Source organism: Streptomyces erythrochromogenes (genome assembly GCF_040684695.1).
Classification (GTDB): domain Bacteria; phylum Actinomycetota; class Actinomycetes; order Streptomycetales; family Streptomycetaceae; genus Streptomyces; species Streptomyces erythrochromogenes_C.
This window is the reverse complement of the sequence record NZ_JBFBGM010000001.1, coordinates 360,938-376,744: the sequence shown is the minus strand read 5'-3', so window position 1 is coordinate 376,744 and position 15,807 is coordinate 360,938. Positions and strand designations below refer to the sequence as shown.

The following is a 15,807-nucleotide window of genomic DNA, read 5'->3' as shown; positions in this document are numbered from 1 at the left end:
GCCCCGCACGTCCCCGGAGGTCCTGTGTTCCCCCTTTCGTTCGCCCAGCGGCGGCTCTGGTTCCTGGGCCGGCTCGGCGAGACCGGCGCCGCGTACAACTGCCCGCTCACCACGCGGCTGCGCGGTCCGCTGGACCCGCGGGCGCTGGCCGCGGCCCTCGGCGATCTGACCGGGCGGCACGAGGTGCTGCGGACGGTCTTCCCCGAGGTGGACGGCGAGCCCGTGCAGCAGGTCACCGACCGGGCGCCGGAGCTGCCCGTGGTCCGCCTCGGCGAAGCGGAGCTCGCCGACGCGCTCGCCGCCGAGGCCGGGCACGTCTTCGACCTCACCGCCGAACTCCCGCTGCGGGCACGGCTCTTCGCCCTGGACGACGAGGAGTGGGTGCTGGCGCTGGTGATCCACCACATCGCCACCGACGGCTGGTCCTGGGGCCCGCTCCTGACCGACCTGGCCACCGCCTACGCCGCCCGGTGCGCGGGCACGGCACCCGCCTTCGAGCCGCTGCCGGTGCAGTACCGCGACTACACGCTGTGGCAACGCGAGCTGCTGGGCGCGCAGGACGACCCGGAGAGCCTGCTCGCCGGACAACTGGCCTTCTGGACACGGGAGCTGGCCGGGCTCCCGGCCGAACTGGCCCTGCCCGCCGACCGGCCGCGCCCCGCGGTGGCGAGCTTCGCGGGCGGCTCCGTCCCCCTGGAGCTGGACGCCGAACTGCACGGACGGCTGCTGGACCTGGCCCGCCGGCACGGCTGCACCCTCTTCATGGTCATCCAGGCCGGCCTGTCGGTGCTCCTGTCCCGCCTCGGCGCCGGCACCGACATCCCCATCGGGACCGTCGTCGCCGGCCGCACGGACGAAGCCCTCGACGACCTCGTCGGCTTCTTCGTCAACACCCTCGTCCTGCGCACCGACCTCTCCGGAGACCCGGCCTTCACCGAGCTGCTGGACCGGGTCCGCGAGAGCGACCTCGCCGCTTTCGAGCACCAGGAGGTGCCCTTCGAGCAGGTCGTCGAGGCGGTCAACCCGGAGCGGTCCCTCGCCCGCCACCCCCTCTTCCAGGTGATGATGACCCTGGACAGCGGTGAGGGCCCCGCCTTCGCGCTGCCCGGCCTGGAGTGCGCGGAGCAGTCGGCCGCCTGGGACGTCGCCAAGTTCGACCTCACCGCCGACTTCCAGGAGCGGTGGGACGGGGCGGGCGCCCCGGCCGGGATCGGCGGAGCCCTGGAGTACGCGACGGACCTGTTCGACCGGGCCACCGCCGAGGACCTCGCGGCCGCCCTCGCCCGGGTGCTGGAGCACCTCGCCGCCGACCCCGCCGCCCCGGTCGGGCAGGCCGACCCGCTCTCCGCCGAGCAGCGCGCGCTGGTCGTGTCCGGCTGGAACGACACGGCCGCGCCGGTGCCCGCGGGGACCCTGCCCGAGCTGTTCGAGGAGCAGGCCGCCCGCACCCCCGGTGCGACCGCCCTGGTCTTCCGGGACACCGTGCTGACCTTCGCCGAACTCGACGCCCGCGCCGACGCGCTGGCACACCGGCTCGCCGGGCACGGGGTCGGCCCGGAGCACCTGGTGGCCCTGGCCCTGCCCCGGTCCGCCGACTCCGTCGTGGCGCTGCTCGCGGTACTCAAGGCGGGCGCCGCCTTCGTGCCCGTCGACACGGACTACCCGGCCGAGCGGATCGCCCGGCTGCTGGGCACCGCGACCACCGTCGTCACCGATTCCGCGACCGCCCCGGCGCTCCCCGACACCGGCGCCGTCCGCGTCCTGACCGACGCGCCGGGCCCGGTCCCGGCAGGCCCCGCCGGCCCCGTCCCGGGCCGCCGGATCCTGCCCGGCAGCGCCGCGTACGTGATCCACACCTCGGGCTCGACCGGCGAGCCGAAGGGCGTCGTCATCGACCACGCGGGACTGCGCAACCTGTACGCCTTCCACCGCGCCGGGGTCATCGCCCGCGCGGAGGAGCTGCACGGCGGGCGCCGGATGCGGATGGCGCTGACGGCCGCGCTGTCCTTCGACACGTCGTGGGAGGGGCTGCTGTGGATGGTGGCCGGCCACGAGCTGCACCTCGTCGACGACGACACCCGCCGCGACGCGGCCGCGCTGGTCCGGCACATCGCCCGGGCCGGCATCGACGCCCTGGACGTCACCCCCACCTACGCCGAACAGCTCGTCGAGGAGGGCCTGCTGGACGATCCCGCGCACCGGCCGAAGGTGCTGCTGCTGGGCGGCGAGGCGGCGGGCGCGGCCCTGTGGACGCGGGTCCGCGCCACCGGGGGAATGCTCTGCCACAACCTGTACGGACCCACCGAGTGCAGCGTCGACACCCTGTGGTGGGACGCCGCCCTCAGCGAGGAGCCGCTCGTGGGCCGCCCGCTCGCCAACACCCGGGCGTACGTCCTGGACGCCGGGCTGCGGCCCGTCGCCCCGGGCGTCCCGGGCGAGCTGTACCTGGCCGGACCGAGCCTGGCCCGGGGCTACCTGAACCGTCCCTCGCTCACCGCGGGCCGATTCGTGGCCTGCCCCTTCGAGGACGGCGCCCGCATGTACCGCACGGGCGACCTCGTCCGATGGGACCGCCAGGGCCGCATCGACTACCTCGGCCGCGCCGACGACCAGGTCAAGATCCGCGGCTTCCGCATCGAACCCGGCGAGATCGAGGCGTCCTTGCGGGCCTGCCCGGAGGTGGCGCAGGCCGCGGTGCTCGCCCGGGACGGCGGGCCCGCCGGGAAGCGCCTCGTGGCGTACGTGGTGGCGGCCGCGGGCCGCACCGCCGAACCGGGCGCGCTGCGCGGGCGGCTCGCCGCGCGGCTGCCGGACCACATGGTGCCCTCGGCCTTCGTGGTCGTGGAGGCCTTCCCGATGAACCGGAACGGCAAGCTGGACCGGGCGGCGCTGCCCGCCCCGGACTTCGGCGCGCTGCCGGCTTCCCGCGCCCCGCGCGGGCCCCGCGAGGAGCTCCTGGCGGAGCTGTTCGCGCAGGTGCTGGGGCTGGAGTCGGTGGGGGCCGAGGACAGCTTCTTCGAGCTGGGCGGTCATTCGCTGCTCGCGACCCGGCTGCTCTCGCGGATCCGGGCCGTCCTGGGCGGCGACCTGGGCATCCGCTCGCTGTTCCAGCACCCGACGGTGGCCGGGCTGGCCGCCTGCCTGGCCCGGGGCTCCGCGGCCGGGGCCGCCTCCCGTCCGGCCCTGGCCGCGGCGGCGGAGCGGCCCGCGGCCCCGCCGCTGTCGGCCGCCCAGCGCCGGCTGTGGTTCCTGAGCCGGGCGGGCCAGTCCGCCGGCTACCACTGCCCGTTCGCGCTGCGCGTGCGCGGCCCGCTGGACACCTCGGCGCTGGCCGCCGCCCTGGGGGACGTCGCCGACCGGCACGAGGCCCTGCGGACGGTGTTCCCGGAGGCGGCCGGCGAGCCGTACCAGCGGGTGCTGCCCTCGGGGGGTGGTGTGCCCCTGGACCTGGTGGAGTGCGGTCCGGAAGGGACCTCCGGAGCCCTCGACGCGCTGCTGGCCCGCCCGTTCGACCTGGCCGCGCGGCCCCCCGTACGGGCGGCGCTGCTCGCCGCCGGGCCCGAGGAGCGGGTGCTGGCCCTGGTGGTGCACCACATCGCGCTCGACGGGTGGTCCTGGGGGCCGCTGTTCCGGGACCTGTCCGAGGCGTACGCCGCGCGGTGCGCGGGCGCCGCGCCCGCCTTCGAACCGCTGCCGGTGCAGTACGCCGACTACACGCTGTGGCAGCGGGAGCTGCTCGGCCGGGAGGACGACCCCGAGAGCCCGCTCTCCCGCCAACTCGCCTTCTGGGAAGGTGCGCTGGCCGGCGCGCCCGCCGAGCTGGCGCTGCCGTACGACCGGCCGCGACCGGCGGTGGCCGGTTTCGCGGGCGGCTCCGTGCCCGTCGGCCTGGACGCCGAGCTGCACGGCCGGCTGCTGGAGGTGGCCCGCGCGCACGGCTGCACCCTCTTCATGGTGGTGCAGGCGGCGCTGGCCGTGACCCTGTCCCGGCTCGGCGCGGGCACCGACGTACCGATCGGGACGCCCGTCGCGGGCCGTACGGACGAGGCCCTCGACGACCTCGTCGGCTTCTTCGTCAACACCCTCGTCCTGCGCACCGACGTCTCCGGCGATCCGACCTTCGCCGAACTCCTGGGCCGGGTCCGGGAGACCGGCCTCGCGGCGTACGAACACCAGGACGTGCCCTTCGAGCGGGTCGTGGAGGCGGTCAACCCGGAGCGCTCCCTCGCCCGCCACCCCCTCTTCCAGGTGCTGCTCCAGGTGCAGGACGGCGGGGACGCGGAGCTCGCGCTGGCCGGCCTCGACGTCCGCCCCGAGCCGTTCCGCTTCGAGGTCGCCCAGTTCGACCTGACGCTGGACGTCCAGGAGCACCGGGACGCCGCGGGCCGGCCCGCCGGGATCTCGGGCTTCCTGGAGTACGCGGCCGAGCTGTTCGACCACGCCACCGCCGAGGACCTCGCCGCGGCACTGGTACGGGTGGTCAGGCTGCTCGCGGCGGCGCCGGAACAGCCCGTCGGAGCCGCCGACCCGCTGGGCCCCGAGGCCCGCCGGCGGGTGCTGGTGGAGTGGAACGACACCGCGCTGCCGGTGCCGGACGCCACCGTGCCCGAGCTGTTCTCGGCGCGTGCCGCCCGCACCCCGGACGCGACCGCGCTGGTGCACGGAGCGGAGCGGATCGGCTTCGGCGCCCTCGACGCGTGGTCCGACCGGCTCGCCCGGCGCCTCGTCCGGGCCGGGGCGGGTCCGGAGCGGGTGGTGGCCATCGCCCTGCCCCGCTCCCCGGCGGCGGTCGCCGCGATCCTGGCCGTCCTCAAGGCGGGTGCGGCGTTCGTCCTGGTGGACACCGGATACCCGGCCGAGCGGATCGCGCACATGCTGGCCGACTCCGCCCCGGCGCTCGTGGTCACGGACGCCGCGACCGCCCCGCTGCTGCCGCTGGCGGGGCCGGGGCCGGTCCCGCTCGTCCTCACCGGCGGGGCGGCCGAGGAGGACACGGCCGACGAGGACACGGCCGCCGCCTCGACCGGCGCCGGCGCGGAGCCGCTGCGACGGCCCCGGCCGGGCGACGCCGCGTACATCGTGTACACCTCGGGGTCCACGGGCCGCCCCAAGGGCGTCGTCGTCGACCACGCCGCACTGCGCAACCTGTACGCCCACCACCGCGCCCACACCATGGCCGAGGCGGAACGCGGCTCTGCCGGGCGGCAGTTGCGGGTGGCGCTGGTGGCCTCGCTGTCCTTCGACGCCTCCTGGGACGCCCTGATGTGGATGGTGGCCGGACACGAACTGCACCTGATCGGCGACGCCGTGCGCCGCGACGCGGCCGCCTTCGCCCGGCACGTCGCCGACGCCGCCCTCGACGTCGTCGACACCACCCCGACGCACGCCGAGCACCTGATCGAGGAGGGCCTGCTCGACGCCCCGCCGAAGCTGCTGCTGATCGGCGGGGAGGCCGCGGGCGAGGGCCTGTGGAACCGGCTGCGCGCCACGGAGGGGATGCTCGCGTACAACCTGTACGGACCCACCGAGTGCACGGTCGACGCCCTGTGGTGGGACACCGCGGCGAGCGGGCGCCCGCTCATCGGCGGCCCCGTCGCCAACACCCGCGCGTACGTGCTCGACGCGGCGCTGCGCCCGGTGGCGCCGGGTGTGCCCGGCGAGCTGTACCTGGCGGGTGCCGGGCTGGCCCGGGGCTACCTGCGTCGCCCGGGGACGACGGCGGAGCGCTTCGTGGCCTGCCCCTTCGAGGACGGCGCCCGCATGTACCGCACGGGCGACCTCGTCCGGTGGGACCGCCAGGGCCGCATCGACTACCTCGGCCGCGCCGACGACCAGGTCAAGATCCGCGGCTTCCGCATCGAACCCGGCGAGATCGAGGCCGCGCTCGCGGCGGCGCCCGGGGTGGACCGGGCCGCGGTGACCGTACGGGAGGACGGCCCCGGCGGCGCGAAGCGGCTGGTCGGGTACGTGGTCCCGGCCCCCGGCGGCGACGGCGGCACGGGCTCGGTGGACGCGGCGGATCTGCGCGCCCGTCTGGCGGCCACGCTCCCGGGCCACATGGTGCCGTCGGCGTTCGTCGTGCTCGACGCCTTCCCGCGGACCCCGAACGACAAGCTCGACCGGGCCGCGCTGCCCGCACCCGAGCCCGGTGGGGACGGCCGGGTGCGCCGCGCGCCGGACGGCCGGCGGGAGGAGGTTCTGGCGGGCCTGTTCGCCGAGGTGCTCGGGCTGCCGGCCGACGCCGTCGGCGCCGACGACGGCTTCTTCGACCTCGGCGGCCACTCCCTGCTCGCGGCCCGGCTGATGGCCCGGGTGCGCGAGGCGCTGGGCGAGGACCTCGGGGTCCAGGACCTGTTCGCCGCGCCCACGGTCGCCGCTCTCGCGGCCCGCTCCGGCGGCCCGCTCCCAGGCGGGGAGGCGGACCCCCGCGCGGACGCGGACCCGCTGGCGCCGCTGGTCACACTGTGTACGGGCGCGCCCGGCGGGCCGGCCCTGTTCTGCGTCCACCCGGGCGCGGGCACGGGCTGGGTGTACCGGGGGCTGGTGGAGCACCTGGACCCGCGGCAGTCCGTGCACGCCCTGCAGTCGCGGGCGCTGAGCGAGCCGGGGGCACGGCCCGGGAGCGTGGCGGAGATGGCCGCAGAGTACGCGGCACGGATCCGCGCCGTGCAGCCGCACGGCCCGTACCACCTGCTGGGCTGGTCCTTCGGGGCGGTGGTCGCGCACGAGCTGGCCGTGGCGCTCCAGGAGGACGGCGAGGACGTGGCCGCGCTCACCCTGCTGGACGGCTATCCGGCGGCCCCCGGCGAGACGGCGGCCCCGGCCGCCGACCCGCTGCGGGACCTGCTGGAATCGCTCGGCCATCCGCCGCGTGAGGAGGACGGCGCGGCCGCAGGAGAGCCGATGACCCTCGCCGAGCTGGTGGCCGTGGCCGCCGAGGAGGGCCCGCTGTCGGTCTTCGACGGGGAGAGCGTCGCCGCCCTGGGCGAGGCCTACGTCCACCACGACCGGCTGGCCGCGGCCCACCGTCCACGGCTGTTCCGGGGCGGGGTGACGCTGGCCGCCGCCGGCCACGAGCCGGACGCGCCCGGGCCGCAGGTGTGGGAGCCGTACGCCACCGGCCCGGTCGCCCATCACGAAATACCCTGTGCGCACGGCGAGATGATGGCGTCCAAGCCCGCCGCCGAGATCGCCGCGCTGCTGGGCGAGGGCACGGTGGGCCGGTGAGCCCCCGTCGCGGCGCGCTGCGCCGCCGGGACTTCCGGCTGCTGTGGGCGGGCGAGTCCGTGAGCCAGTTCGGGAGCGCGGCCACCCGGGTGCTGATGCCGCTCATCGCGGTGGACACGCTGGACGCGGGGCCCTTCACCATGGGGGTGCTGAACGCCGCGGCCTGGGTGCCGTGGCTGCTGTTCGGGCTGCCCGTGGGGGCGTGGACCGACCGGATGCGCCGCCGGCCGGTGATGATCGTGTGCAACGTGGTGTCGGCGCTGCTGATGCTGTCGCTGACCGCGACGGCCTGGCTGGGCCTGCTGACGACCTCCCAGCTGATGGTGGTGGCGGTCCTGTCGGGCACCGCCGACGTGTTCTTCCGGGCCGCCTACAGCGCGTACCTGCCGACGCTGCTCCCCCACGAGGAGCTCGCCGACGGCAACGCCCGGCTCCAGACCAGCGAATCGGTCGCGGAGGTGGTCGCACCGGGTGGGGGCGGGGCGCTGGCCCAGGCCGGCGGCGCGGCGGCCGGCTTCCTCGCCGACGGGCTGAGCTTCCTGGTCTCTGCGGCGCTGCTGCTGCGGATCCGGACCCCGGAGGGCCCGCCGGGCGGCGAGGAACGGGCTCCCGCGGAGCGGTCGTTGGCCAAGGAGATCCGCGCGGGAGTGGCCTTCCTCGCCCGGGACCCGTTCCTGCGGACGATCCTGCTGTGCGACGCCGCGATGAACCTGTTCCTGGCGGGGGCGCAGTCCCTGTCGATCCTGTTCCTGAGCCGGACGGTGGGCGCGCCGGGCGCGCTGATCGGTGTCCTGATCGCCCTGGCCGGGCTGGGCGGGGTCCTGGGCGCGGTGGTCTCGCCTCGGCTGACCCGCCGGTTCGGGACGGCCCGGGCGGTCCTGCTGTGCGCCTTCTGCGGGGGCCCGTTCGGGCTGCTGATCCCGCTCACCACGGACGGGGTGGGGCTGCTGGCCTTCCTGGTCGGGGAGTTCTGCCTGATGACGGGGGTGGTCGCCGGGAACGTCATCATCGTGAGCTTCCGGCAGGCGTACTGCCCGCCGGACATGCTGGGCCGGGTCGGCTCCACGATCCGCTTCGTGATGTACGGGACGATCCCCGTCGGCAGCCTCCTCGGCGGCGCCCTGGGCACCCTCCTCGGCGAACGCGACGCCCTGTGGCTCCTCTACGGCGGCAACGCACTGTGCGCGCTGCTCCTCCTGACGGGCCCGCTCCGCGGCGGGCAGGACCTGCCGACGGCCCCGGAGCCGGCCGGGAAGGAGGACGGAGCCTCCCCCGCCGGGACGACGGCGGCCGATCCGCTCCACGGCTGAATCCGCGGCGGACGCGGCCGGGGCGCGGGCGTGGCGCCGGGATTTGTGCGGGTCGCCGGGTGAGGATGCCGGAGTGCGACTTGATCATGTGTCCTATGCGGTGGCCCGCGACAGCTTCGTCTCGACCGTCCAGTGGATCGGATCGGCCCTCGGCGCCGGGTTCGTCGACGGGGGCGTGCACCCGCGGTTCGGCACCCGTAATTTCATCCTCCCGCTGAGCGGCGGCACCTACGTCGAGGTCGTCACCACGCTCGACCACCCCGCCGCCGACCGCGCGCCCTTCGGCCGGGCGGTCGCGCGCCGCGCCGCCGAGGGCGGCGGCTGGCTCGGCTGGGTGGTCTCCGTCGACGACATCGCCCCGGTGGAGGCCCGCCTCGGCCGCACCTCGGCCGAGGGCCACCGCGTCCGCCCCGACGGGTTCGACCTGCGGTGGAAGCAGATCGGCCTGCTGGAGTTGCTGGAGGACCCGCAGCTGCCCTACTTCCTGCAGTGGCTGGTACCGGACGAGGAGCGCCCCAGCGCCGGTCCGCGCACCTCCACCACCATCCAGGGCGTCTCCATCGCCGGTGACGCGCCCTCGATCGCCGAATTCCTCGGCGAGCCGGCCGACCATCCCCTCGACCAGATCGACGTCACCTGGGTCGAGGACGAGGAACCGGGCCTGGTCTCGGTCGAATTCGCCACCGCCAAGGGCCCGGTCACCATCTGACCGGGGCCCGGCCGACCCGCGGGACGTTGCACATGCCGTAGCGGCATGTGGTGTCGTCGAGGCACCACAGCACGAAAGGCATGTCTGCGATGTACCCCTCCCCCACACCTCCCCGCGAGGTCAGGATCGGCGATGCCGCCGCCTTCGCGGGGACCACCCCGCGCGCCGTCCGCCACTACCACCAGATCGGTCTGCTGCCGGAACCCGCGCGGGGCGGAGACGGACGCCGCCGCTACGGCTACGCCGACATGGTCCGCCTGTTGTGGATCCGCAAGATGTCCGAGACCGGCATCGGCCTGGACGACATGCGGGCCGCCTTCGACGAAGCCCGGGACGTGGAGGACGTCCTGGGCCGGCTGGAGGAGACCCTGGCGGCCCAGGAGGCCGAGATCAAGCGCCGGCGCGCGGCGGTCCGGCGGCTGCGGGCCGTGGGCAGCCCACTGGGCCTGCTCTCCCCCTTGGTCACGGACCGGCTCGGCCACCTGCCTCCCGGCGCACTGCGCCCCTCCGACCTGGACGCCCTGCTGATCACGGAACGGATCTTCGGGCCGCTGGGAGCCGCGATCCAGGCCGGCGTGTTCATCACCCTGGCGACCCATCCCGGGCTGCGGGCCGAGGCGGACCGCCTCGACGCGGCCGACGCCGCCCTCGACGACACCGTCGACCCCCTCGACCCGCGGGTCGAGGAACTCGCCGCACAACACTTCGCCCACCACGAGGCCCTGCTCCTGGCCATGGAAGCGGCCGGACTGGACGAGGCCGAGGAGGAGCTCTTCGAGATCCACGACGCCGGGGCGGGCGGCGAGGAGGACACCGTGATGAGCGCCGGCCAAGCGGTGGCCAAGATGCCCTACGGCTTCTCCGCGGCCCGGACGCGGTGCATGGAACTCACGGCACGGCTCCTCGCCGGGGACCCCTCCGCAGACCCCTCCGCGGACCCCTCCGCGGACAGCTGACCGCTGCTGCGGCCGTCCGCGCGGGCGCCACAAAACCAGTGGAGCCGCCCCGCCGTGCGCCGCTACCGTGCTGGCGAACATGTCGTCTGGGCAAGGACGTTCCGTTGTACACCCTGTGAGAACCCCCGAGTGCTGATTCGTCGCGCGTCGCAACTGTGCGCCGCGCTCCTTTCTGCTGCGGTCTTCTCACTGGAACCGGTGTACACCTGTGCTCAATACCTGGGTGGTCGCTCCCACCTGCCTGCCGCTCGTCCTCCGCCGATGCCACACGTGCGCGTCGGAACGCTTCCGGGCGAACGGCAAATTCCGCGTCAACGCCCACCACAAGCTCCTCGACGCCTGGCTCCTCGTCCTCTGCACCGTGTGCGGGGACACGGCGAAAATCACGGTCCTGGAACGGGTGCACGTGCGCTCCGTACGACCCGAGCTGCTGGACCGGCTGCACGACAACGACCCGGGCCTGGCAGCCGTACTGCTCCAGGATCCGGTCGTGCAGCGCCGCAATCACATCGCCCTCGACTGGGACGGCGCCTGGCGCCTCGACACCGGCGGACCGGGCCACCTGGAACGCGAGGTGATCGACGTCTCGGTGCGCTTCGCGGCGCGGATACCGGTCCGGCCGGTGCGGTTGATCTCCGAGGGGTGCGGTCTTTCACGGGCCGCGGTCGAGAGGCTGATCACGGACGGCAGGCTCGTCTCTGCGGTCCGGCTGACCGGCAGGCTCTCCGGGGACTTCACGTTCACGCTCAAACGCTGAACCTCCCCGGGCCGAGGGCCTGTCCGGCGGGATCCGCCGGACAGGCCCTGCCCCCGCTGCGCGACGGTTGCTCACGGGGACCGCGGTGGCCCGGGCTGCGCGGGCGTGGTCTAGGAGGAGGTCCCCCGGCGGCGGCCGGCCGGGGTGCGGGCCAGGCGGAGCAGCAGCCCTCCCCCGAGGAGGGCGAGTACGGCCGCGGCGCGCAGCACCGTCTCGATGGCCGCGCCGTCGGAGGCGGCGCGCGACGCCGAACCGCTGAGTACTTCCAGGACCGTCGAGGCGACGGCGACCGCCAGCGCACCGAGCAGGACCAGGGACGTCAGGACGAAGCCGGACGCGGCGGCGAGCCGGGCCGGGGGGACGTACGACTGCGTGGCGACGTTGGTCAGCGCCCAGCCGAGGCCCAGCCCGGTGCCGACCACCGCGAAGACCACCACGTACAGGGCGAGCGGCGTCGACCAGGTCAGCACGAGCACCGAGGTGCCGCTGAGGAGCATCGCGCCGGCCATGAGCAGCTCGGGCCGCCATCGGCGGGCGAGGTGGCCCGAGAAGTAGCTGGCGGTGCCCGCACCCACCGAGAGCGCGAGGAAGATCAGCCCGGCGGTGAAGGGGGACAGGCCCCGCGCCTGCTGGAGGTAGAGCGCCGAGAACACGGCGACGAGGCAGTAGACGACGTTGGACAGGGACCCGGCGAGGGTGATGGTGAGGAAGGGGCCGTTGCGCAGCAGCGCCAGATCGAGCAGGGGCTCGGCACTGCGTCGCTCGATCCTGACGAAGAGCGCCAGCAGAGCGGCTCCCGCGACGAGACAGCCCCATGTGGCCGGGGAGGTCCAGCCCCAGCCGGCCCCCTGGTCCACGCCGAGCATGATCAGCGTCAGACCGCCCGCGACCGCGGCGGCGCCGGGCAGGTCGAGCCGCCCCGAGGCATGGCTGTCGCGGGTTTCGGGGACGTGGCGGAGCATCAGGACGACGGCGGCGGCGCAGATCGGCACGTTGAGGAAGAAGACGGCCCGCCAGCTGACGTGTTCGGCGAGCGTTCCGCCCACGAACGGCCCCAGGGCGGTGCCCACGGCGCTGAAGGCCAGCACCGTCCCGACGGCCCGGCCCTGCCGGTCGTCCCGGAAGTAGCCCGTGACGACGGCCACGGCCACGGGGAAGATGAACGCGGCGGTCACGCCCTGCACCACCCTCCCCGCGACGAGCCAGGCCGTGGACGGCGCCAGGCCGCAGAGGACCGAGACGGCTCCGAACCCGATCAGTCCGCAGACGAGCGTGCGCCGTCTGCCGTGGACATCGGCGACCCGTCCCCCGGTGATCATGAAGGCACCCAGGGTGAGCATGTAGCCGCTGACCAGCCACTGGAGGTCGGTGGTCGGTACGCCGAAGTCACGGGCGATCACGGGAAGCGTGAGGTTGAGTGCGAACCAGTCCATCTGCACGAGGAGCATCGACAGCGCCGCAGCCGCGATGACCGCCCGGTCGCGGCCGCTGAACAGGCTCCCGCCGCCACGCCCGGCCCGGTTGTCGGACGGAGACTTCATCGCCACCTCGATCCGCGCCCCCGTTCATCGTTGCACCGCCGGGCCCCGACGGCGACACGGCTGCGGTGCCGCCGGTACGGGACTGCTGCATCCGGTGCTCCCCCGTACCGGGAAGCATCAGTGTCCGGGACGCCGTCGGAGGGCCGGCGGCACGGGAGAGGGAGGCCGTGCGGTGATCAGTGTGGAGCGGATTCTCGTCGTGGGCCTGCCGCTGCCCGAGCTGGTGGCGTACCTGGAGGACTTCGCCCACACCGAGGAATGGGATCCCGGGACGGTGTCGTGCGTACGCCTCGACGACGGCCCGGTGCGCGAGGGTGCCCGCTGGCGCAACACGTCGGTCTTCCGTGGCCGCACGACGGACCTGGAGTACCGGCTCGACGTGCGCGAGCGGGCACGGCTGGTGTTCGTCGGGGAGAACAGGACGGTCACCGCGGTCGACGATCTCCGCTTCGGCGTCGAGGGCACCGGCACGCGGCTGACGTACCGGGCCTCGCTGACGTTCAAGGGCCTGGCGAAGGTGGCGGCGCCGTTCCTGCGGTCGGAGTTCGAGCGGCTGGCCGACGGCGTGTCCACCCGTCTGCCGGCCGCCGCGGCGAGGCGCTCCTGACCGGCGCTCGTCCGCAATCGCGGGGCCGGGCGGTGGCAGCCGGGAGCCCGGCTGCCGAGGCTGCGTCAGCCCGCCCGCCCCCAGGGGGCGATCGGGTCGGCTCTCGGCCAATCCGTGTCCGCCGGTACGCCGCGCGCCGGACGGCGAAGGGGGCAATGTCCCTTTGTCCCCTGCGGCCGGCGGGGAGTTTTCCTCGCTTTCAGGGAGCAACCGAAACGAGACGCGGCCCCGCGCACCGCGGAACGGGGCTGGCATTTGAACCGATATGGTCTGGCCCGCCACATCCGGAAGGAAGGCACGGGCCGCGGCGAGGGTGTTGTCACCCCCCGTAATGCCGGCCTCCGGACCACGGACCGACGACCAAGGAATGAGCGCACGGATGAAGACGACGATCCAGTCGGCACTGGGCACCACACTGCTGCTCCTGGCCGCCATGACGGCCACCACCGGCTCCGCTGCCGCCCAGGGGGCGCAGGCCGGCACCCCGGCCGCGGAGCGGACTCGGGTGGCAGGGCAGTGGACGGAGTCCGTCGACAGGGACCGCCCCGGAATCACCTTCTACACCGAGAAGCTGACCTTCACCGCGGACGGCCGTTTCGAGCAGATCAGCAACGTGATCTGCAACCAGGACGACTGCCCCGCGTTCAAGATCGGCGTCAACACGGGCACCTACCGCACGGCGGGGAGGACCATCCACCTCGACGGCAACCTCTCGGACCTCGACGGAACCGTCCGGAGCAACAACACCCTCGTCCTCGACGGCCACGTTCTCCACCGCACTGCCCCCGACAGCCAGTAGGGGGTTGCCACACCTGTGCCCCTCGAACCGAGCCGGACCGGTCCCGTGTCGCGAGGGCCGGGTCCTGGAGCATGTCGGCCAGGCGCAGACGCGGCGGCACCTACTCCTCCGCCCGGTCGGCACACACCGACCGGATCTCCTCCAGCAGCTTCGGGTAGTGCTCGCCGCACGTGCTCACCGCTTGGAACACCGCCTCCAGTGCCGCCTCCAGCGGATCGGCGGCGGCAGCGGCGAGCACCGCGGGAAGGGCGAAGTGCGGCTGTGAGATCCGCAGGAGGCCGTGTGAAGGTCGTGGAGTGGCTGGAGTGCGTGGAGTGCGTGGAGTGCCGTACGTATGCACCGTCGCCGCGCCGCGCCCCACGCCCTCGGTCGGCGTCGGCCCGTCACCGGCGGGCGCGGGCGGCAGGAGCGCGCCCAGCCCTCGGCCGAGGACGCTCCGCCTCCGCCCGTCGTCTCCCGGTTCCGCGGCCGGGAGCGAGGTCCGCCCGACCGCCGGCGAGGGTGTCAGTGGACGGTAGGGCGGCCGCTCGGGAGGGACCGCCTCGACCACCGACCGACTCGGGACCCGTGGATCGGAGCGCAAGGCGTCCCACATACGGCCCGGGACATCGAACGGTGGCGGCAGCGGACGTGCTTCCGTCAGCGCCGTGAGCGCCTCGGTGACCCACGGGACGCCCATGAGACCTGCCGCCTCGCAGGCCCTACGGGCGGCCAGCGATGCCACCGCGCGCTGGACCTCGGCACCTCGGGTGTCGAGCGCGTGCACCAGGTCGCTGTCGAAGGCGAGCAGACCGTTGACGCAGCCGCCGACACCGCGCAGTCGCCCGCTCGGCAGCCGACCGCCCCACTCCCATCGCTCGCGGTGCAGTCGCTCCTCCTCCGCGGCCCGCTGCTGTGCCTGCCGGTCCAGGCGCTCGCTCTCGGCTCGCTGCTCGGCGGTGGGCGGTGCCGGAAGCTCGCGCGCGTACCGGTGCCAGTAGGCGGCCTTCCGCGAGGTCTGGCGGAGCACTCGGTCCGCACGGGGCGGTTCGGGCCAGAACTGCAGGAGGTACCGGTCCGCCGGCGGCTCCCCGGACAACCGGGTGTCGAGCCTCTGCCCTTCGTCCATCCCTTGAGCGCAGTACCGCACCCGGTGGTCGGTCCGGGTGAGATGCAGGTCGTGGACCTCCACGGTGAAGGCGACATCCCCCGTGTGGAGTCCGGTGACCAGCCAGAGTGCACCCGAGACCGCCGCCCCGCACAGCCCTCCGCTCTGGCCCGCGAACGCCTCCCGAAGGCCCGCCCCCGGAAGGCCGCGACGACCGGCAGGGCAATGGCTGCTGTGCGATGTGCTCCCCTCACGGGGTCAACTCCCGCAGGTCGAGCCGCACCCTCCAGACGTTGCGACGGTGTACGGATTCCAGGTCGGCTTGGAGCGGGGAGGGAGGAACCGCGAGGACAGGGCAGTCGGCGTGGGCGAAGCAGTACCGGGCCACCGAGGGGCGGACGAGACGGCGCAGCGCAGTACGGGATCCAGCGCCGACCACGAGGAGGTCCTCCGCCTCCCGGGCGACGTCGACGAGCGCTGCGCCCGGAGTCCCCCGTACCGTGAGGCCCGTCAGGGCGACACCGGGATGCACGGCCCCGAAGGCCGTGTCGAGGACTTCGCGCAGTCTCTCGACGGCTGCGGCCCGGCATTCCGCAAGGGCCGAGGGTCCGAGGCCGTGACGGCTTCCGAGCCCGCCGCCGGGTGGCTGCCAGGCCAGAACGGCCAGCATCACCGCACCGCGCACGCGGGCTTCCGCGGCGGCCCGGTGCAAGGCGGACAGGTTCCCTGGCGTTCCGGTGGCACCGACCACGACGCGTCGCATGACCTCTTCCCTCTCGTCTCGTCGGACGTCCCACAGCGCTTCGAGGCGCAT

Annotated in this window: 10 protein-coding genes; 7 read left to right on the top strand and 3 right to left on the bottom strand. The window is 74.6% G+C overall.

What is annotated here, in order from left to right:
- Positions 1 to 24: 24 nt before the first annotated feature.
- The 5 genes from AB0O53_RS01570 (at position 25) to AB0O53_RS01550 (ending at position 10,959) form a co-directional block, all read left to right on the top strand.
- Entirely contained in the window at positions 25 to 7,227 is a 7,203-nt protein-coding gene (locus AB0O53_RS01570) for a non-ribosomal peptide synthetase (protein ID WP_365192649.1), read from the top strand.
- Positions 7,224 to 8,537: an MFS transporter gene (locus AB0O53_RS01565; RefSeq protein WP_365192647.1), complete on the top strand. Its 1,314-nt coding sequence runs from the start codon at positions 7,224 to 7,226 to the stop codon at positions 8,535 to 8,537. The genes AB0O53_RS01570 and AB0O53_RS01565 overlap by 4 nt, the downstream gene beginning before the upstream one ends.
- Before the next feature lie 73 nt (positions 8,538 to 8,610).
- A complete protein-coding gene (locus tag AB0O53_RS01560; protein ID WP_350988773.1) occupies positions 8,611 to 9,246 on the top strand; it encodes a VOC family protein in 636 nt (211 codons plus the stop codon).
- A gap of 89 nt (positions 9,247 to 9,335) precedes the next feature.
- Positions 9,336 to 10,202, top strand: a complete 867-nt coding sequence (locus tag AB0O53_RS01555; protein ID WP_365193124.1) for a MerR family transcriptional regulator — start codon at positions 9,336 to 9,338, stop codon at positions 10,200 to 10,202.
- Between the two features lie 208 nt (positions 10,203 to 10,410).
- On the top strand, positions 10,411 to 10,959 hold the full coding sequence (locus tag AB0O53_RS01550) for a DUF1062 domain-containing protein (protein WP_365192644.1): 549 nt from the start codon (positions 10,411 to 10,413) through the stop codon (positions 10,957 to 10,959).
- A gap of 110 nt (positions 10,960 to 11,069) precedes the next feature.
- On the opposite strand, the gene AB0O53_RS01545 is transcribed toward AB0O53_RS01550, so the two are convergent.
- The gene (locus AB0O53_RS01545; protein ID WP_365192642.1) at positions 11,070 to 12,500 is read right to left on the bottom strand and encodes an MFS transporter; all 1,431 of its coding nucleotides are present in this window, start codon (positions 12,498 to 12,500) and stop codon (positions 11,070 to 11,072) included.
- Positions 12,501 to 12,672: 172 nt separating this feature from the next.
- Between AB0O53_RS01545 and AB0O53_RS01540 the strand changes: the two genes are divergently transcribed.
- Positions 12,673 to 13,107: an SRPBCC family protein gene (locus AB0O53_RS01540; RefSeq protein ID WP_350988767.1), complete on the top strand. Its 435-nt coding sequence runs from the start codon at positions 12,673 to 12,675 to the stop codon at positions 13,105 to 13,107.
- A 379-nt stretch (positions 13,108 to 13,486) separates the two neighbouring features.
- The gene (locus AB0O53_RS01535; protein WP_365192640.1) at positions 13,487 to 13,906 is read left to right on the top strand and encodes a hypothetical protein; all 420 of its coding nucleotides are present in this window, start codon (positions 13,487 to 13,489) and stop codon (positions 13,904 to 13,906) included.
- Positions 13,907 to 14,006: 100 nt separating this feature from the next.
- Here the strand turns inward: AB0O53_RS01535 and AB0O53_RS01530 are convergent, their stop codons facing one another.
- Both AB0O53_RS01530 and AB0O53_RS01525 read right to left on the bottom strand, forming a co-directional pair.
- Positions 14,007 to 15,014, bottom strand: a complete 1,008-nt coding sequence (locus AB0O53_RS01530) for a hypothetical protein (RefSeq protein WP_365192638.1) — start codon at positions 15,012 to 15,014, stop codon at positions 14,007 to 14,009.
- A gap of 229 nt (positions 15,015 to 15,243) precedes the next feature.
- On the bottom strand, positions 15,244 to 15,756 hold the full coding sequence (locus AB0O53_RS01525; protein WP_365192636.1) for a universal stress protein: 513 nt from the start codon (positions 15,754 to 15,756) through the stop codon (positions 15,244 to 15,246).
- Between the last annotated feature and the right edge of the window lie 51 nt (positions 15,757 to 15,807).